Consider the following 18,252-nt stretch of genomic DNA (forward strand, 5'->3'; position numbering starts at 1 on the left):
ATGGCACTGCAATCGCTAGACATCAAACAGCGCTCCGCGACCACCACGCCGTCCACCCAGGCCCGGCAGACGGTCGAGATCGCCAAGTTGATCGACGTATCGACCTGCATCGGCTGCAAGGCCTGCCAGTCGGCGTGCATGGAATGGAACGACCTGCGGCCGGAAATCGGCCACAACGTCGGCGTACACGACAATCCGACCGATCTTGGGGCGGAATCGTGGACCGTCATGCGCTTCTCGGAAGTGGAACAGAACAACACGCTGGAATGGCTGATCCGCAAGGATGGCTGCATGCACTGTTCCGACCCGGGTTGCCTGAAGGCCTGCCCGTCACCCGGCGCGATCATTCAGTACAGCAACGGCATTGTCGATTTCCATCAGGAAAACTGCATCGGCTGCGGCTACTGCGTGACCGGTTGTCCGTTCAACGTCCCCCGGATTTCCGAGAAGGACAGCAAGGCCTACAAGTGCTCGCTGTGTTCCGACCGGATTGCGGTGAACCAGGCCCCGGCCTGCGCCAAGGCCTGCCCGACCGGAGCGATCCAGTTCGGCACCAAGGAGGATATGAAGGACTTCGCCGAGACGCGGATCGCCGACCTCAAGGAACGCGGTTTCGACAAGGCCGGCCTGTACGATCCGGAAGGCGTCGGCGGCACGCACGTCATGTACGTGCTGCACCATGCCGACCAGCCGGGGCTGTACGCCGGCCTGCCAACCAACCCGTCGATCAGCCCGCTGGTCGGCCTGTGGAAGGGCTTTGCCAAGCCGCTGGCGACGCTGGCCCTGGCCGGTGTCGCGCTGGGCAGCCTGTTCCATTACGTGACCAAGGGTCCGAACGAGGTCTCGAAAGAGATCGAGGACGAGATCGAAAAGGAGGATGCCCAATGATCCGCGATCCGAAAGACCTGAAACGTTACGAGGCCTCGGAACGGGCCAATCACTGGATCGTCGGCATCAGCTTCATCCTGCTCGCGCTCTCCGGTCTGGCCTTCTTCCATCCGGCCTTCTTCCCGCTCACCCAACTGTTCGGCGGCCCGGTCTGGGCCCGCATCATCCACCCCTACATCGGGGCGTTGATGGCGATCGCCTTCCTGATCATCTTTTTCCGCTTCAAGCATCTGAACAAGATGACGCCGGCGGACAAGGAATGGTTGGCGAAGGCGAAGCAGATGGTGGACGGCGACGACCACAACATGCCGGAACAGGGCAAGTACAACGGCGGCCAGAAGGTGATGTTCTGGGCCCTCGCCGTGTGCATGCTGCTGATGACGGTATCGGGCATTTTCATCTGGCGCGCCTGGTTCGGCTTCGACATCACGCTCGTCCGGATCGGCGCCGTGGTCCATGCCGCCTCGGCGGCGGTGATGATCGGCCTGATCATGGTGCACGTCTATGCCGCCATCTGGGTCAAGGGCACCATCCGCGCCATGTGGTACGGCACGGTGACCCGCGGCTGGGCCAAGCAGCATCATCGTGGCTGGTACCGTCAGGTGACCGGCAAGTAGGTTTCAGTTGTACCTTGCGTTCGGGGGCTCTGCGGTTAATCTGCCGCATCCCCCATTTTTTTGCCGCAATGCAGTGTGGACCGCAATACCAATAACCAGCAACTAACGACCAGCGACCAAAAATGCCGACCCAAGCAATCGATTTCCATCCGCCAGTCGACGAGGCTGCCCCCTATCTGCTGCCGGTTCCCGCGACGCTCTTCGCCGAGCGCGCCGAGCGTTTTGCGGCGCTGGCCGCCGGACACAGCCTGGGCGAATGGCTGGCCTTCCTCGGCCGGCTGAGCCGCGCCCAGCATGAAATCCTCAAGGGCCTGCCGGCCTTGCCGTTACCCGACGCCGCCAGCCTCGAACAAGCGCGCACCCATCGCATGCCGCCGCTCAATGCGTCCTCGCTGAGCCGCCCGGTAGCTTGGCGCTTCGCGCTGCAGCAACTGATCCTGCGCCTCGATAGCGATGCGCCGGAAGCCGCCAAAGGCGCGTTGAAGGTGCTGTTCACCATCTCCGATGGCGAGCTCGAGCGGCTGGCCGACATCGTGCTGGGCGGCGAACCCGATGCCGAGCAGGCGGCCCTGTTGCCTTTCATCGGCGCCGCGCTGCAAATCGTCTTCACCGGGCTGGCCAGCCAGCTCGACGCCCACCAGCTGCAGCCGCTCGACGCCCATGGCGTCTGCCCGTGCTGCGGCAGCCTGCCGGTCGCCAGCGTCGTCCGCCTGGGCGCCACGATCAACAATCTGCGCTACCTGCACTGTTCGCTGTGCAACACCGAATGGAACGTCGCCCGCGCCACCTGCACGACCTGCGCGACCGACCAGGGCGTCGCCCTGCTTGAGCTCGAAGGCAGCAAGGGCGCCGTCCGCGCCGAAACCTGCGATGCCTGCAAGAGCTACCTGAAGATCGTCTATCAGGAAAAAGACCCGCAGGTCGATCCGGTCGCCGACGACCTCGCCACGCTGGCTCTCGACATGCTGGTTGACGAGGCCGGCTATGGCCGCAGCGGCCCCAATCTGTTGCTGGTCGGCGCGTATGGCAGCTAGATCATTTGATTAACCTTTCTGCCCGGTGCGGGTGAAAGCCATGAACGAAAACAAACGTCTTCCCGCGGTCGACCGCGTTCTGCAACAGCTCCCCGAACTGATCGATAGGCACGGCCGCCAGCTGGTCACCGGCTGTGTCCGGGCAGAGCTGGCGGCCGCCCGCGAGGGCCTGAAACACGGCCTGGCGCTGCCCGGCGAGGCCGCGCTGCTCGCCGCCATCGGCCGCCGCGCCGACGAGGCCGGGCGGGCCAGGCTGCGTCCGGTGTTCAATCTGACCGGCACGGTCTTGCACACCAATCTCGGCCGCGCCCAGCTGGCCGAGGAAGCCATCGCCGCGATGGTCGCAGCGGCCCGTTCGCCCTGCGCGCTGGAATACGACCTCGCCTCCGGCGGCCGCGGCGACCGCGACGACTTGGTTTCCGGCCTGCTCGCCGAACTAATCGCCGGCGGTTCGCCGGACATCGCCGCGACCATCGTCAACAACAACGCCGCCGCCGTGCTGCTGACGCTCAATGCGCTGGCCCAGGGCAAGGAGGCCGTCGTCTCGCGCGGCGAACTGGTCGAAATCGGCGGCGCCTTCCGCATTCCCGACGTGATGCGCCGGGCCCAGGTCAAGCTGCACGAGATCGGCACCACCAACCGCACCCACGCCAAAGACTTCCAGGAAGCGATCGGCCCGAAGACAGCGCTGCTGATGAAGGTGCATACCAGCAATTACGCCGTCACCGGCTTCACCGCCGCGGTCGACGAGAGGGAAATCGCCGCCATCGCCCACGCCGCCGGCCTGCCCTTCATCATCGACCTGGGCAGCGGCACGCTGTGCGATTTCGCCGCCCACGGCCTGCCGGCCGAACCGACGCCGCAACAGGCGCTGGCCGCCGGCGCCGACCTCGTCACCTTCTCCGGCGACAAGCTGCTCGGCGGCCCGCAGGCCGGGCTGATCGTCGGCCGCAAGGAGCTGATCGCCAGGATCAAGAAGAACCCGCTGAAGCGCGCCCTGCGCGTCGGCAAGACGACGCTGGCCGCCCTCGAGGCGACGCTGCGCCTGTACCGCGACCCGGACCGCCTGGCCGAGCGCCTGCCGACGCTGCGCCTGCTGACCCGGCCGCTGGCCGAGATCGCCGCCCTCGGCGAACGTCTGCAGCCAGCCGTGCAAGCCGCGCTCGGCCCCCTCGCCAGCGTTGCGGTGGCGCCGTGCAGCAGCCAGATCGGCAGCGGCGCCTTGCCGGTCGAGCGCCTGCCGTCGGTCGCGCTGGTCTGCCGGCCCACGGCGAAAAAGCCGGGAAAAGCACTGTTGGGCATCGAAGCCGCCTTCCGCGGCCTGCCGGTGCCGGTCATCGGCTACATCCGCGACGATGCCTACCACCTCGACCTGCGCTGCCTGGAAGCCGGGGACGAAGCGCGCTTCGTCGCTCAACTGCCAGAATTGAAGTTTTGAAAACAGCCTCGCCGGGCGGTCTGCGTACCGCCTGCTGTTTTCTTCGGCGCCCGCCAGGGTGCACCTGTAAATCCGGGCATCTCCGTGTCCGGGTGGTTTATCGAATGGAGAAGAACCGATGACTTTCAACCGCCGACAATTCCTGGCCGCCGGTACGGCCCTTGGGGCCACCGCCGCCCTCGCCCAACCGACCAGCCCGCTGCCCTTCCTGATCACCATGCAGTCCGACCCCTTGCTGCCGAAAGCCAGCGGCAAGCGCGTCGTCGTCTGCGGCGGCGGCTGGGGCGGCATCAGCGCCGCCAAGCACCTGAAGAAGCTCGACCCGACGCTCGACGTCGTCGTTCTCGAACGCAACCCGGTGTTCTTCTCCTGCCCGATGAGCAACAAGTGGCTGGTCGATGTCGTCGACGCCCAGTTCCTGACTTTCAGCTACCTGAAAGTCGCCCAGAAATACGACTACAAGTTCATCCAGACCGAAGTCACCGCCTTCGAGCGCGACAAAAAGCGCGTCATCACCGCCCAGGGCTGGATCGACTACGACTACCTGATCGTCGGCGCCGGCATCCGCTACAACTACGAGACCTGGTTCGGCAACGACCGCAAGGCGGCCGAATACACCCGCGCCCATTTCCCGGCCGCCTACATCCCGAGTGCCGAGCATTTCCAGTTGAAGCAGAGCATCCAGAACTTCACCGGCGGCGAACTGGTGATGACCCTGCCGCCCCCGCCGCACCGCTGTCCGCCGTCGCCTTACGAGCGCGCCTGTCTGATCGCCGGCCTGTTCAAGGAACGCAAGATCAAGGGCCACATCACCATCCTCGATCCGAAGGACAGCCCGCGGCCGATCACCGGCGGCTTCACCGAAGCCTTCGAGAACCTCTACAAGGACCAGATCACCTACGTGCCGAAGGCGGTAATCAAGGAGGTCGATCCGTTCAACAAGAAGATCAAGACGGCGGTCGGCGATTTCAACTTCGACCATAGCATCCTGATGGCCCCGCACCAGGCCGGCGACATGGCCTGGAAGGCTGGCGTCATCGGCAAGAACGCCGAAGGCAAGCCGACCGGCTGGGCCGGCGTCGATCCCTTCTTCCTGAACATGAAGGACGATCCGGACGTGTACGTGATCGGCGACTCAGTCGGCATGGTCTCGCCGCAGTTCCTGTTCTATCCGAAGGCCGGCCACGTCGCCAACTACCAAGGCAGGATCGTCGCCAAGTACATCGCCGAGCGGGTCAAGGGCCGCGAACCGAAATACGCGCTGCCCGACAACCTCTGCTTCATGATGGTCAACACCAAGCCGCGCGAGGATGTCGCGGTGCGCTTCCAGTACCATGTGAACGACAAGGGCATCATCATCCAGGATCAGGATGACGACAATCTGCGCCGCGACGACCTGGTGACCGAGGACTTCGCCTGGGCCGGGCGCATGTATGAGGACATGTTTGGATGATCATCGGCACGGCCGGACATATCGACCACGGCAAGACGACGCTGGTGAAGGCACTCACCGGCGTCGACTGCGACCGCCTGAAGGAAGAGAAGGCGCGCGGCATCACCGTTGATCTCGGTTATGCCTACACGCCGACGCTCGGCTTCATCGATGTACCCGGCCACGAAAAACTGATCCACAACATGCTGGCCGGCGCCACCGGCATCGATTTCGCGCTGCTGGTGATTGCCGCCGACGACGGCCCGATGCCGCAGACCCGCGAGCATCTGGAAATCATCGAACTGCTCGGCATCAAGCGCGGCGCAGTGGCGCTGACCAAGATCGACCGGGTCAGCGTCGACCGGCAGAACGCCGCGCAAGGCGAAATCGCCGCCTTGCTGGCCGGCACGGTACTAGCCGACGCGCCGATCTTTCCGGTCGCCGCCGCGCAAGGCACCGGCATCGCCGAACTGCGCGCCTATCTCGAAGCGGCCACCGCCGACCAGGGCGAACGCCAACTGGCTGGCGGCTTCCGGCTGGCCATCGACCGCTGCTTCACGCTCTCCGGTGCCGGTACCGTCGTCACCGGCACGGCCTTCGCCGGCGCCGTCAAGGTCGGCGACCAGTTGCTGCTCTCGCCGCCCCAAATCCCGGTCCGCGTGCGCAGCCTGCGCGTTCAGGACAGCCCCGCCGAGTCCGGCCACGCCGGACAACGGATCGCCCTGGCGCTGGCCGGTGTCGACAAGGCCGACGTTGAGCGCGGCATGTGGGTCGTCGCCCCGGCGCTGCACGCCCCGATCAAGCGCTTCGATGCCAGGCTCCGGGTGCTCGCCGGCCAGCCGCCGCTCAAGCACTGGACGCCGGTGCATCTGCACCTCGGCGCCGAAGACGTGCCGGCCCGCGTCGCGCTGCTCGGCGCCGACGAAATTCCGCCCGGCACGGAAAACTGGGCGCAAATCACCGTCGACCGCGAAATCGGCACGCTGGCCGGCGACCGCTTCATCCTGCGCGATGCCTCGGCCCGCCACACCATCGGCGGTGGCCGCGTGCTCGACATTTTCCCGCCCAACCGCAAGAAGCGCAGCCCGGAACGCCTGGCCATGCTTGCTGCGCTGGCCGCCGACGACCCGGCGACGGCGCTGCGCGAGGCGGCCGAACAGCAGCCGGCCGGCGTCGACCTGACCGCCCATGCGCTGAACCGCAATCTCGATGCCGCGACGCTGGCCGGACTTTGCACCCGCCAGAAGCTCAAACTGGTCGGCACCACCGCCTTTGCCACCAGCCGCTGGCAGGAACTGCAAGCCCGTCTGCTCGCCGCGCTGGCCGCCGAGCACGAACGCGCCCCCGATCTGCCCGGCGTCGAGCGCGACCGCCTGCGCCGCCTGACCCTGCCGACGCTGCCCCGCCCCGCCTTCGACGCACTGCTCGCCGCCCCGCTGGCCGACGGCCGCATCGCCCAGAGCAACGCCTGGCTGCACCTGCCGGAACACCGCGTCCAGTTGGCCAGTAGCGACCGCGATCTGTGGCTGACCCTGAAGCCGCTGCTCGATGCCGAACCGTACAACCCGCCGCGCGTCCGCGATGTGGCCCGGGCCACCGGCATCGCCGAAGACACCGTGCGTGCGCTGTTCAAGCGCATCGCCCGCTACGGCGCGGCATGGCCGGTCGCGCACGATCATTACTTCACGGCCGAAGCGGTCGCCGACCTGGCGCATCGGGTGGCCGCACTCAACGCCAGCGACGGCTGCGCCCGGGCGGCAAGCTTGCGCGACCAGATCGGCGGCGGGCGCAAGGTCGCCATCCATATCCTCGAATTCTTCGATCGCATCGGCTACACTCGCCGCGCGCGCGACACCCACGTTCTGCGCGGCTCGCCGGAGCAATTCGGTTCATGAACAACGGAAGAGATCGTTCCCCGGTGGGGCGACCGGTCTTCAAAACCGGTAGGGCTTGTCAGACAAGCCTTGGTAGGTTCGACTCCTGCTCTCTTCCGCCACCTTTCTTGCCCTAAATGGCCCATCAACCCTTCTCCGGCTCCATTCCCGACGACCGCCTGTACTGCCCCCGCTACGACATGTGGGTGCAGGAAACGGCGGACGGCGCAGTGCTGATCGGCGCCACCGCTTTCGGCCTCTTCCTGGCCGGCGAAATCATCGCCTTCACCAGCAAGCCGCAAGGCGCCGAGGTCGATTGCGGACGCGGCATGGGCACGGTTGAATCCCGCAAGACGGTACAGGCGCTCCACGCCCCGATTTCCTTCGTCCTGCTCGAAGGCAACGAGGCCGCCGAGGAACGGCCGAAACTGGTCAACGCCGAACCTTACGGCGCCGGCTGGCTGGCCCGTACCCGGCCGACCCGCTGGGTCGCGGAAAAACCGACGCTGGTCGATGCCGCAGCCTACCGTCAGCACATTTTGAAGATCGAACCGGAGGCCACTTTTGACTGACAAGCTGGCCTTGCTGATCTGGGCCGCCACACCTGAGCACCCGGAACTGCTGGTGACGCCGCTGATTCACGCGCTGGCGGCGCGAGCGCTCGACGCCGAAGTCGAAATCCACTTCGCCGGCCCGGCCGTGCGCTGGCTGGTCGAAGGTGTCGCCGACGCCGCGTATGCCACGCCGAGCCGGGAAAAAGCCATCGGCGACTTTCTCCGCGAAGTGGTCTCCGAAGACGTCCGCCTGCTCGCCTGCGGCATGGCCCGCGCCGCCTGGGTCGGCGCCGGCGAAACCCTGATTCCGCCGGCCGGTGCCGCCGGTGCCACCGCCTTTGTCGGCCGCGCGCTCGATCCGGCGTGGCGGACGCTGGTCTTCTGATGCGGCGCCCGCCGATCACCGGCGTCATCCTGGCCGGCGGCCTCGGCCGGCGCATGGGTGGCGTCGACAAGGGCCTGCAATTGCTCAACGGCCGGCCGCTGGTCGCGCACGTCGTCGAACGTCTGGCGCCGCAGGTCGATGAACTGCTGATCAATGCCAATCAGAATGCCGGGCGCTACGCCGAATTCGGCCACCGCGTCATAGCCGATGCCATTCCCGATTTCGCCGGCCCGCTGGCCGGCCTGCATGCCGCACTGACTGCGGCGACCCATCCGCTGATCGCCACCGCCCCCTGCGATTCGCCCTTCCTGCCAGCCGACCTGATTTCCCGCCTTTGGGCCGCATTCACCGCCGCCGGGGCCGACCTCGCCGTCGCCCGCACCTTCGACCAGCCGCATCCGGTGTTCTGCCTGTGCCGGCGCAGCCTGTTGCCGAATTTGACCGACTACCTGGCCAGCGGCCAACGCAAGATGGCCGACTGGTATGCCCCGCTGAAAGTCGTCGAAGTCGCCTTCGACGACGAAGCCGCAGCTTTCGAAAACATCAACACCCGCGCCGAACTCGGGCGCTTCGAAAGGCCCGGCACGGCTGACTGAACGTGGCTGTCGTCCGGGGTTGCGCGGCCGGTTTCTCAATGCCCAACCTGTGGAAACCACTTATTGCGCTGCACAAAATCCTGCCTAAACTGCCCGGGCAGGATCAAAAAACAGACATAAAAGGTTAACAGCAATGAACGTCAAAGTTCACTACCGCATCACCCAGGATCGCGCCGGCATTCCGCAGGATTTCACCGGGGCACGCCGCTTCGTCACGATGGCCGGCCAGGCCGTTGAAGACATGGCCAAAACCCAGCTGGCAGCCGATTACCAGATCCCGACCAGCGCCGTCGTGATCTGCAACATCGAGCACTGATCTGTAACGTAGCGGCTCGCCCGGGCGAGCCGCGCCGGTAGCCCGCCGGCCGCCGCTGCTGTCCATACGCAGCGCCGTTTGCTGCCGCGCAACAATCCACCGAAACATTTCACCCAGCGGTGTGAAATGAAGCAGCCTGCTGCGCCGGCCGCCTGTCAAGTCGCGACGGTCGATGCTGCTGGCCACGCGGCTGGCCGGAACAGCGCGCCAGACCTCATGCCGCAACGCAACAATCTGTTACAGAAGGCTACGAAAGAACGACAGACGCATTGTCCGAGGAGGCCTAGACTGCAATTGTGAATTGAACCCCTCCTCTCGAAATCCCCCCTTTCGAGAATTTCAACCCCGCCGCTGGCGGGGTTTTTTTTGCCCGTAGCGCCAGCTCAAGCCGTTATAATTGCGCACTTTTATTTTTGCGCACAAGGGTATTCAGCATGGCCGACAAGCACTCCTCGACTGGCATCATGTGGGCAACGATCATCGTTGCCATCGTCCTGATCGCCATCATTTACCCGCTCACCGTCAAACACTCCACGTCCGCTGCCGACGCAGCCGGCGGCAATGACGCAGCGGAAGTCCGTATCCAGCCGGTCGCCAAGTTCGAACTGGCCAAGGCCGAAGCGCCTGCCACCGGCAGCGCACCGAAAGATGGCCCGACCGTCTTCAACAGCGTCTGTGGCGCCTGCCACAATACCGGCGCAGCCGGTGCCCCGAAGATTGACGACAAGGCCGCCTGGGCGCCGCGCGTCGCGCAAGGCAAGGAAGCGCTGTACAAGAGCGCGCTCGGCGGCAAGAACGCCATGCCGGCCAAGGGCGGTGCCCCCTCGCTGTCCGACGACGAAGTCAAGGGCGCCGTCGATTACGTGCTGAGCAAGGTCAAGTAAGCCGGCTTGAACGGCCCAAAACAAAGGGAGGCTGCGGCCTCCCTTTTTCGTGGACGAAGAAAAGGCGCCTCATGGGCGCCCCGGTTGGATCTGCTTGTTGAAGACCCGAACCGATTTTGCTCGACGAGCTTACTTCTTGGCCGGTTCGACGACTGGCGCGCTATCAGCCTTGGCGGCTTCCGGTGCGGCTGCAGGTACGGCCTTCTTCGCTTTCTTGACCTTCTTGGCGACCAGCTTGGCGGCCGGGGTATTCACTTCTGCCTTGACAGCACTTTCGGCAGCAACCGGCTCGGCCGGCTTGACGTCAGCAGCGTGAGCGATGCCAAAGGTGGCGGCGATAACGAGAGCGAGAAGTTGCTTGGTCATTTTGAAGCTCCTTGATTGGTTTATTCGGTTTTTCGTCCGGCTTCGCAAAATTGCGCTGCCTTGTGCCGAATAACGCGGGCCGTGGGCGCCGCGATGTCATCAGGAGAGTGACCACTTGTAACGACAGGTGACCGAGTTGTTAGCTCTTGTTGCCGGCCAGCATCGCCTTCATCGCATCCAGCCGCGCGTTGCCGGTCGCCTTGTCGGGCGGAAGATCCTGCTTGCCGCCGGCAAACCGGATGTCTTCCTTGCCCATTTCATCGATAAAGCGCGACGGCTCGCAGGGCACGAACTCGCGGGCCTGCTTGCGCCGTTCGCAATAGCTGATGTACAGCGATTGCTGGGCGCGGGTGATGCCGACGTACATGAGGCGGCGCTCTTCCTCGATCTTGGCCGGATCGACCGACTCGCGGTGCGGCAGGATGCCTTCTTCGATACCGACCAGGAAAACGTGCTTGTACTCCAGCCCTTTGGCGGCATGCAGCGTCGATAGCTGCACGGCGTCGACCTCGTCGTCGTTCTGTTTGTCGAGCAGGTTGATCAACGCAATGCTTTGCGTCAGGTCGATCAGCGTCTTGCCATCCAGTTCGCCCTTCTTGTTCAGCCAGCTGGAAAATTCGCAGACATTGCCCCAGCGCGTTTGTGCCGTGCGCTCCTCTTCCAGATCGAAAAGATAGGTCTCGTAGTCGATGGCCTTGAGCAGATCGGGCAGCACCTGATGCGCCGGTTCGCGAACGGCGCGCTCCTGGATACGGTTGATGAAGTGGCAGAATTCAAGCAGCGGCTCGATCTGCCGGGCCTGGACGCGCTGCGCGAAGCCCTCTTCGAAAGCGGCATGGAACAGCGAAATATGTCGCTCGCCGGCATAGGTTCCGAGCACCTGCAGGGTGGCCGCGCCGATGCCGCGCTTCGGCGTCGTGGCGGCGCGGATGAAAGCGGGATCGTCGTCCTCGTTGGTCAGCAGGCGCAGGTAGGCGGTGATGTCCTTGATTTCCGCCTTGTCGAAAAAGGACTTGCCGCCGGACAACAGGTAGGGAATGCGGTGGTCGCGCAGATATTCCTCGAAACCGCGCGCCTGATGATTCGAGCGGTAGAGGATGGCGTAGTCCTTGAACTTGGTACGATTCTCGAAGCGGTGGGCCTGCAACTTCATGACCACGCCTTCGGCTTCGGCATCGTTGTCACGACAGGCGGTGACGGTGATCTGCTCGCCGTGGCCGAGTTCGGACCAGAGTTTCTTGTCGAACAGTTTCTCGTTGTGCGAGATGACGTTGTTGGCGGCCTTCAGGATGCGCACGGTCGACCGGTAATTCTGCTCAAGCTTGATCACCTTGAGGGCCGGAAACTCGTTCGGCAGCTTCTTCAGGTTCTCGATATCGGCGCCGCGCCAGCCGTAGATCGCCTGATCGTCGTCGCCGACGGCGGTGAATTGCTGGCGGACGCCGGTCAGCAGCTTGAGCACCTGGTACTGGCAGGCATTGGTGTCCTGGTACTCGTCGACCAGCAGGTAGCGCAGGCGGTTCTGCCACTTCTCGGCGATCTCCGGATGTTCGTTGAACAGCTTGACCGGCAAACCGATCAGGTCGTCGAAGTCCACCGCCTGGTAGGCCTTCAGCGTCGCCTCGTAGGACAGGTAGGCTTCGGCCGCCAGAACTTCATGGTCGTTGCTGGTCAGGTGGCGCGCCGCTTCCGGGCTGACCAGCGCATTCTTCCAGTTGGAAATGATCGACTGCAGATTACGCAGGGTTGCCTTGTCGACGGTCTTGGCCACCTCGCTGATGATGCCGGCGCAATCGGCCGAATCGAAAATCGAGAAACGCGGCTTGTAACCGAGCGCCTTGGCTTCTTCGCGCAGGATGCGAACGCCGAGCGAATGGAAGGTCGAAATCTGCAACTGGTCGGCCTGCTGTTTCGAGAGAATCTTGCCGATCCGCTCCTGCATTTCCTTCGCCGCCTTGTTGGTGAAGGTAATGGCCGCCACGTTGCGCGGCTGAAAGCCACAATCCTGCACCAGATAGGCGATTTTCTGCGTGATTACCCGCGTTTTGCCCGAGCCGGCCCCCGCCAACACCAATAGTGGACCGTCGAGGTAATGGATTGCTTCGCGTTGCTGGGGATTGAGGCCGGACATAAATAACGACACCCCGCAGAACGGGGCGTGGGGGCAAGGGGGTGAATTTTAACCCGATAGCCGACCGGCTCAGACCTTATCGTCAATCCGCCGGCGGGGCAGGCTGAGCGCCCGCAACTTGAGCAACCCGCTGGCATTGGTGCTCAACAAAGTGAGCTGCGAAGCCAGTTGCCGGGCGTCCTGCAATATCCGTTCGCTGCCCTTGAAGGGCCCGACGGCATTCGGGGCGACTTCGGCGATCTCCTGCTGCAGGCTGCGCTGACGGTCGCCGGCCAGACCCTCGGCGGCTTCGACCCGACGCAGGCTGTCGGTCGACGCCTGACGCGGCCGCTCGACCGCATCGTGCTGAAGGCTCTGGGTGGTCGAGGTGAGGCGGTTCAGGGTCATTGGCGGGGCTCCTGTACCTGTCAACGGCCAACCCGGCCAGCGGCTTTAGCTCAGAGCGCGCCGAACACCTTTTTCAGCAGATCGCTGCCAGCCCCAACCGGGTTAGCCCGCAGCTTCTTCTCTTCTTCGGCAATGATCAGGAAGAGGCCATCCATCGCCTTCTGCGTGACATAGCTGTCGACATCGGCGTCTTTCTGATCGATCAGGCCGGCGCTCGCCGCCTTGCCGGCAAAACTGTTGTATTGCTCGGCCAGTTGCAGCTTCTTGGTCTCCGTCTTGACGATGGGCATGAATTTCCGAGTCAGTTGCTCGCTCGAGGTCCGCTTGAAATACTGCGTCACGCTGTCCTCGCCGCCGGTCAGGATGCCCTTAGCGTCCTGCACACTCATCTTCTTGATCGAGTCGCTGAGAATCGGTTTGGCCTCGGCCACGGCATTTTCCGCCGCGTGGTTCATGGTATTGACCAGTTCGTCGGCCTGCTTGCCCATGCCGAACATGCGCAAGCCCTTCTCGGCTTTTTGCAGATAACCGGGTAACGGAATCTTGACCTTGCTGTTGCCGAGAAAACCGTTGTCCTTGCCGAGCGACGCCACCGCGTAATCGGCGCCCTTGGCCAGCGCTTCCTTGACGCCGGCGCTGGCATCGCCGGTCGAAATGGCATCGAGCGCGCCGGCTTGGACAAACCCGGCGGTGAGCATCAGGAAAAGGGCAAAGATCGGGCTGCGCAGGTTTTTCATGACGAACCTCTCTCAAACAATATCGAGGTGACCGATCCCGGTGCTCAGGTCACGGTCCTTGGATTCCTTGCCGTGCAGCTTGATCTGCAGGCGCAGGTCGTTCAGCGAATCGGCATTGCGCAGCGCATCTTCATAGGTGATCTTGCCCGCCTCGTAGAGGTCGAACAGCGCCTGGTCGAAAGTCTGCATGCCGAGTTCGCGGGACTTCTTCATGATTTCCTTGATCTCATGGACTTCGCCCTTGAAGATCAGGTCGGAAATCAGCGGCGAGTTGAGCATCACTTCAATGGCCGCCATCCGGCCCTTGCCGTCCTTTTTCGGGATCAGGCGCTGCGACACCAGGGCACGCAGGTTCAGCGAAAGGTCCATCAGCAGTTGCTGACGGCGCTCTTCCGGGAAGAAGTTGATGATCCGGTCGATCGCCTGGTTGGCACTGTTGGCGTGCAGCGTAGCCAGCGCCAGGTGGCCGGTTTCGGCGAAGGCGATGGCGTAGTCCATCGTATCGCGGTCGCGGATTTCGCCCATCAGGATGACGTCCGGCGCCTGACGCAGCGTGTTCTTCAGCGCCGGTCCCCAGTCGTCGGTATCGACACCGACTTCGCGCTGCGTGACGATGCAGTTCTTGTGTTCGTGCACATACTCGATCGGATCCTCGATCGTGATGATGTGGCCGTAGGTATTTTCATTGCGGTAATCGACCAGTGCCGCCAGCGAGGTCGTCTTGCCGGTACCGGTACCGCCGACGAAGATGATCAGGCCGCGCTTGGTCATCGCCAGGTCCTTGAGGACCGGTGGCAATTGCAGTTCGTCGAGCGTCGGGATGGTCATGTTGATGGTTCGGCAGACGACGCCGACGCGGCCCTGCTGAACCAGCGCATTGACCCGGAAACGGCCGATGCCGGCCGGCGAGATGGCGAAGTTGCATTCCTTGGTCGCCTCGAACTCGGCGGCCTGCCGGTCGTTCATGATCGAACGGGCGAGTTCGGCGGTGTGCGAGGAAGTCAGCACCTGATTCGATACCGGCGTGATCTTGCCGTCTATCTTGATCGCCGGCGGGAAGCCGGCAGTGATGAAAAGGTCCGATCCTTTTTTTTGCGACATCAGGCGCAAAAGATCGTGCATGAATTTCATTGCCTGATCGCGTTCCATACCTACCCCTTGAATGTTCTATTTGACAGCAACTCAGCCCGGGAAAGCATCCTTGTTGGCTGCCTTGTTACGCGCTTCGGCACTCGATACGACATTGCGGCGAACCATGTCCAGCAGATTCTGATCGAGCGTCTGCATGCCGACGTTCTGGCCGGTCTGGATCGCCGAATACATCTGCGCCACCTTGTTTTCGCGGATCAGGTTGCGGATGGCCGGCGTGCCGATCATGATCTCGTGCGCCGCAACCCGGCCCTGCCCATCCTTGGTCTTCAACAGCGTTTGCGAGATGACGGCACGCAGCGACTCGGACAACATCGAACGGACCATTTCCTTTTCCGCCGCCGGGAAGACGTCGACGATACGGTCGACGGTCTTGGCCGCCGACGAGGTATGCAGCGTGCCGAACACCAGGTGGCCGGTTTCAGCGGCGGTCAGCGCCAGGCGGATGGTTTCCAGGTCGCGCATTTCGCCGACCAGGATGACGTCCGGATCCTCGCGCAGCGCCGAGCGCAAGGCGTTCGAGAAGGACAGCGTGTGCGGTCCGACTTCGCGCTGGTTGATCAGGCACTTCTTGGCTTCATGGACGAATTCAATCGGATCTTCGACGGTCAGGATATGACCGTATTCGTTTTCATTGACATGATTGACCATGGCGGCCAGCGTCGTCGATTTGCCGGAACCGGTCGGCCCGGTGACCAGCACGATACCGCGCGGGTACTCGGAAATATCCTTGAAAATCTTCGGGCAGTTGAGCTCTTCCAGGGTCAGCACCTTGGATGGAATGGTCCGGAAGACCGCGCCGGCGCCCCGTTGCTGATTGAAGGCATTGACCCGAAAACGCGCCAGATTGGGGATTTCGAAGGAAAAGTCGCACTCCAGCGTTTCTTCGTACACCTTGCGCTGGCCGTCGTTCATGATGTCATAGACCATGCCGTGCACATCCTTGTGCTCCATCGCCGGCAGATTGATGCGGCGCACGTCGCCATGCACGCGGATCATCGGCGGCAATCCGCTCGAAAGATGGAGGTCGGAGGCCTTGTTCTTGACGCTGAAGGCCAGCAGTTCGGTGATGTCCATTCGGATCGTCCTTGGAGCGCGTGTATACTGAAATTATTGGGAATTCCAAAGGGATTATGAGCGCAATCGCCAGCAACCTGCAAGCCGTCCAGGCTCAGATCGCAGCCGCCGCAATAGCCGCCGGTCGGTCGCCTGACAGCGTTCGACTATTGGCAGTGAGCAAAACCTGGCCGCTGCCCTGCGTGCTGGAAGCGGCCGGTGCCGGACAACGCGCTTTCGGCGAGAACTATGTCCAGGAGGGCGTCGACAAGGTGCTCGCCGCGCAGGGTCAAAACCTCGAGTGGCATTTCATCGGACCGCTGCAAAGCAACAAGACGCGGCCGGTTGCCGAACGCTTCGACTGGGTGCATTCGATTGAGCGACTGAAAATCGCCGAGCGCCTCTCCGCCCAGCGCCCGACCTACCTGCCGCCGCTGCAGGTCTGCGTTCAGGTCAATGTATCCGGCGAAGCCAGCAAGAGCGGCTGCGCGCCGGACGAAGCCCTGCGGCTGTGCCAGGAGATCAGCACGCTGCCCGGCCTCCGGGTGCGCGGCCTGATGGCCATCCCCGAAGCGAGCGACGACTTTTCGGCGCAGCGCCTGCCCTTCCGGCAGTTGCGGGAAATTTACGAACAGATTCGGGCGGCAGGATTGCCGCTCGATACCCTTTCCATGGGCATGTCCCACGATCTTGAAGCTGCCGTGGCCGAAGGGGCGACGATCGTCCGCATCGGCACGGCCATTTTTGGTGAGAGAAATTACGCATGAAAATTACCTTTCTCGGCGGTGGCAACATGGCCAACGCGCTGATTGGCGGCATGTTGAAACAGGGCTACAGCGCCAGCGACATCACGGTTATCGACCCGGGCAGCGAAGCACGGCGCAAGCTGGCCGAGACCTATGCGGTGAACTGTGTCGACGCGGCGGACAAGCTGCCTGGCGCCGGCGATCTGCTGGTCCTGGCGGTCAAGCCACAGCAGATGAAGGAAGCCGTCGTGCCGCTCGTCGGCAAGCTCGGCCAGGCCGTCGTCGTCAGCATTGCGGCTGGCCTCGACCTGACCACGCTGGCGCGCTTCCTGGGCGGCCACCGCAAGATCGTTCGCTGCATGCCCAACACCCCGGCCCTGATTGGCGCCGGCATTACCGGCCTATGCCCGCTGCCGGAAGTCAGCACCGTCGAACGCGAGGCCGCCAACCGGCTGCTGAGCGCCGTCGGCAGTACCGTCTGGATCGACGACGAGACCAAGATGGATGGCGTGACCGCGTTGTCCGGCAGTGGCCCGGCTTACGTTTTTCTGTTCATCGAAGCCCTGCAGCAGGCGGCTGCCGACCTCGGCTTCACGCCGGAGCAAGGACGCCAGCTGGCCATCGAAACCGTCCAGGGAGCTGCCGCACTGGCCGCCCAATCGAGCGATCCGGCCGCGGTACTGCGGGAGCGTGTCACTTCGAAAGGCGGCACGACGGAAGCAGCGCTGCGCACGATGGCCGATAGCGGCGTCAAGGAAGGCATCATCGCCGGGGTGAAAGCCGCCGAGGCGCGCGGCCGGGAACTCGGCAAACTGCTCGGGGCCGCCTGATGCAAGCGGTCACTTTCCTGCTCGATGCGGTAGTCAGTTTCTTCTGCGCGCTGTTCCTGTTGCGCTTCATGATGCAGGCGATGCGGGTGTCGTTTGCCGGCCAGCTCGGCAATTTCGTCGTGGCCCTGACCAACTGGGCGGTCAAGCCGCTGCGCCGGATCATCCCCGGGCTTGGCGGACTCGACTGGTCGAGCCTGTTTGCCGCCTTTGTTCTGCAACTGCTATTGGCCGGGGTGCTGATCGGATTGTCCGGCCAGCTGATCGAAACCGACGGGGCGACGCTGGCCATGATGATCGGCTGGTTCTCGCTGCGCGGCCTGCTCCGGATGGCCGTCTATATCCTGATTGGCGCGCTGATCCTGCAAGCCGTCCTGTCGTGGATCAATCCCTACTCGCCGCTCTCGGCGCCAGCCCACCAACTGACCCGGCCGCTGCTCGATCCGATCCGCCGCGTTGTGCCGCTGATTTCCGGCATCGACCTGTCGCCGCTGGTCGCCATCCTGCTGCTGCAAGTGGTCTTGATGTTCCTGTGAACGACTGGTTTCGCGTCGCCGGTGACGGCCGGATCACGCTCACGCTGCACATCCAGCCCGGTGCGAAAAAGACCGAGTTCGCCGGGCGGCATGGCGATGCGCTGAAAATCCGCCTCGCCGCCCCACCGGTCGATGGCAAGGCCAACGAAGCGCTGCTCAAGTTCATTGCCGAAACATTGGGCTTGGCCAAGTCGGCAGTCAACCTGAAAAGCGGCCAGACTTCCCGACGCAAGGTGGTCGAGGTTGGCGGGGCAACGACCGAGGCCGTTGCCCGTCTGATCGGCGCCTAGGGCGCCATC

General features: G+C 63.8%; 21 protein-coding genes and 1 tRNA gene. 16 read left to right on the top strand and 6 right to left on the bottom strand.

The window, feature by feature from the left end:
• The 12 genes from fdxH (at position 1) to KI611_RS20605 (ending at position 10,018) form a co-directional block, all read left to right on the top strand.
• Entirely contained in the window at positions 1–888 is an 888-nt protein-coding gene (gene fdxH, locus KI611_RS20550) for a formate dehydrogenase subunit beta (RefSeq protein ID WP_226417507.1), read from the top strand.
• A complete protein-coding gene (locus tag KI611_RS20555; protein ID WP_226417508.1) occupies positions 885–1,505 on the top strand; it encodes a formate dehydrogenase subunit gamma in 621 nt (206 codons plus the stop codon). The genes fdxH and KI611_RS20555 overlap by 4 nt, the downstream gene beginning before the upstream one ends.
• 122 nt (positions 1,506–1,627) lie before the next feature.
• A complete protein-coding gene (fdhE, locus tag KI611_RS20560; protein WP_226417509.1) occupies positions 1,628–2,539 on the top strand; it encodes a formate dehydrogenase accessory protein FdhE in 912 nt (303 codons plus the stop codon).
• 40 nt (positions 2,540–2,579) lie between these two features.
• Positions 2,580–3,977: an L-seryl-tRNA(Sec) selenium transferase gene (selA, locus tag KI611_RS20565; RefSeq protein ID WP_226417510.1), complete on the top strand. Its 1,398-nt coding sequence runs from the start codon at positions 2,580–2,582 to the stop codon at positions 3,975–3,977.
• 118 nt (positions 3,978–4,095) lie between these two features.
• Positions 4,096–5,430: an FAD-dependent oxidoreductase gene (locus tag KI611_RS20570; protein WP_226417511.1), complete on the top strand. Its 1,335-nt coding sequence runs from the start codon at positions 4,096–4,098 to the stop codon at positions 5,428–5,430.
• A complete protein-coding gene (gene selB, locus KI611_RS20575; RefSeq protein WP_226417512.1) occupies positions 5,427–7,304 on the top strand; it encodes a selenocysteine-specific translation elongation factor in 1,878 nt (625 codons plus the stop codon). Before KI611_RS20570 ends, selB begins: the two co-directional genes overlap by 4 nt.
• Before the next feature lie 5 nt (positions 7,305–7,309).
• Positions 7,310–7,405: transfer RNA gene (locus tag KI611_RS20580), tRNA-Sec, on the top strand.
• A 15-nt stretch (positions 7,406–7,420) separates the two neighbouring features.
• Positions 7,421–7,855 (top strand): glycine cleavage system protein H, encoded by a 435-nt coding sequence (locus KI611_RS20585; protein WP_226417513.1) that lies wholly within the window; start codon positions 7,421–7,423, stop codon positions 7,853–7,855.
• Positions 7,848–8,222 carry a DsrE family protein gene (locus KI611_RS20590; protein WP_226417514.1) on the top strand — a complete coding sequence of 125 codons (375 nt, stop codon included), beginning with the start codon at positions 7,848–7,850 and terminating at the stop codon, positions 8,220–8,222. The genes KI611_RS20585 and KI611_RS20590 overlap by 8 nt, the downstream gene beginning before the upstream one ends.
• Positions 8,222–8,818, top strand: a complete 597-nt coding sequence (gene mobA, locus KI611_RS20595; protein WP_226417515.1) for a molybdenum cofactor guanylyltransferase MobA — start codon at positions 8,222–8,224, stop codon at positions 8,816–8,818. Before KI611_RS20590 ends, mobA begins: the two co-directional genes overlap by 1 nt.
• A gap of 133 nt (positions 8,819–8,951) precedes the next feature.
• Positions 8,952–9,134, top strand: coding sequence for a hypothetical protein (locus KI611_RS20600; RefSeq protein ID WP_226417516.1), 183 nt, complete (start codon positions 8,952–8,954; stop codon positions 9,132–9,134).
• A 434-nt stretch (positions 9,135–9,568) separates the two neighbouring features.
• Entirely contained in the window at positions 9,569–10,018 is a 450-nt protein-coding gene (locus KI611_RS20605) for a c-type cytochrome (RefSeq protein ID WP_226417517.1), read from the top strand.
• A 129-nt stretch (positions 10,019–10,147) separates the two neighbouring features.
• Here KI611_RS20605 and KI611_RS20610 read toward each other — a convergent pair whose 3' ends face one another.
• The 6 genes from KI611_RS20610 to KI611_RS20635 form a co-directional block, all read right to left on the bottom strand.
• The gene (locus KI611_RS20610; protein ID WP_226417518.1) at positions 10,148–10,384 is read right to left on the bottom strand and encodes a hypothetical protein; all 237 of its coding nucleotides are present in this window, start codon (positions 10,382–10,384) and stop codon (positions 10,148–10,150) included.
• 139 nt (positions 10,385–10,523) lie between these two features.
• On the bottom strand, positions 10,524–12,515 hold the full coding sequence (locus KI611_RS20615) for a UvrD-helicase domain-containing protein (RefSeq protein WP_226417519.1): 1,992 nt from the start codon (positions 12,513–12,515) through the stop codon (positions 10,524–10,526).
• Positions 12,516–12,584: 69 nt separating this feature from the next.
• A complete protein-coding gene (locus tag KI611_RS20620) occupies positions 12,585–12,902 on the bottom strand; it encodes a hypothetical protein (protein WP_226417520.1) in 318 nt (105 codons plus the stop codon).
• A gap of 50 nt (positions 12,903–12,952) precedes the next feature.
• Positions 12,953–13,639: a DUF4197 domain-containing protein gene (locus KI611_RS20625; RefSeq protein ID WP_226417521.1), complete on the bottom strand. Its 687-nt coding sequence runs from the start codon at positions 13,637–13,639 to the stop codon at positions 12,953–12,955.
• A 12-nt stretch (positions 13,640–13,651) separates the two neighbouring features.
• On the bottom strand, positions 13,652–14,788 hold the full coding sequence (locus KI611_RS20630; protein WP_319002314.1) for a PilT/PilU family type 4a pilus ATPase: 1,137 nt from the start codon (positions 14,786–14,788) through the stop codon (positions 13,652–13,654).
• 33 nt (positions 14,789–14,821) lie between these two features.
• Positions 14,822–15,865 carry a type IV pilus twitching motility protein PilT gene (locus tag KI611_RS20635; RefSeq protein WP_226417522.1) on the bottom strand — a complete coding sequence of 348 codons (1,044 nt, stop codon included), beginning with the start codon at positions 15,863–15,865 and terminating at the stop codon, positions 14,822–14,824.
• A gap of 56 nt (positions 15,866–15,921) precedes the next feature.
• On the opposite strand from KI611_RS20635, the gene KI611_RS20640 reads away from it, so the two are divergent.
• Genes KI611_RS20640 through KI611_RS20655 form a run of 4 tightly spaced genes read left to right on the top strand, consistent with a single transcriptional unit; the run spans position 15,922 to position 18,243 of the window.
• Positions 15,922–16,611 carry a YggS family pyridoxal phosphate-dependent enzyme gene (locus tag KI611_RS20640; RefSeq protein WP_226417523.1) on the top strand — a complete coding sequence of 230 codons (690 nt, stop codon included), beginning with the start codon at positions 15,922–15,924 and terminating at the stop codon, positions 16,609–16,611.
• Positions 16,608–17,420, top strand: coding sequence for a pyrroline-5-carboxylate reductase (gene proC / locus KI611_RS20645; RefSeq protein WP_226417524.1), 813 nt, complete (start codon positions 16,608–16,610; stop codon positions 17,418–17,420). Before KI611_RS20640 ends, proC begins: the two co-directional genes overlap by 4 nt.
• Entirely contained in the window at positions 17,420–17,953 is a 534-nt protein-coding gene (locus KI611_RS20650) for a YggT family protein (protein WP_226417525.1), read from the top strand. Before proC ends, KI611_RS20650 begins: the two co-directional genes overlap by 1 nt.
• The gene (locus KI611_RS20655) at positions 17,950–18,243 is read left to right on the top strand and encodes a DUF167 domain-containing protein (RefSeq protein WP_226417526.1); all 294 of its coding nucleotides are present in this window, start codon (positions 17,950–17,952) and stop codon (positions 18,241–18,243) included. Before KI611_RS20650 ends, KI611_RS20655 begins: the two co-directional genes overlap by 4 nt.
• Positions 18,244–18,252 lie beyond the last annotated feature (9 nt).

The sequence above is a fragment of the Dechloromonas denitrificans genome (genome assembly GCF_020510685.1).
Classification (GTDB): Bacteria; Pseudomonadota; Gammaproteobacteria; order Burkholderiales; family Rhodocyclaceae; genus Azonexus; species Azonexus denitrificans_A.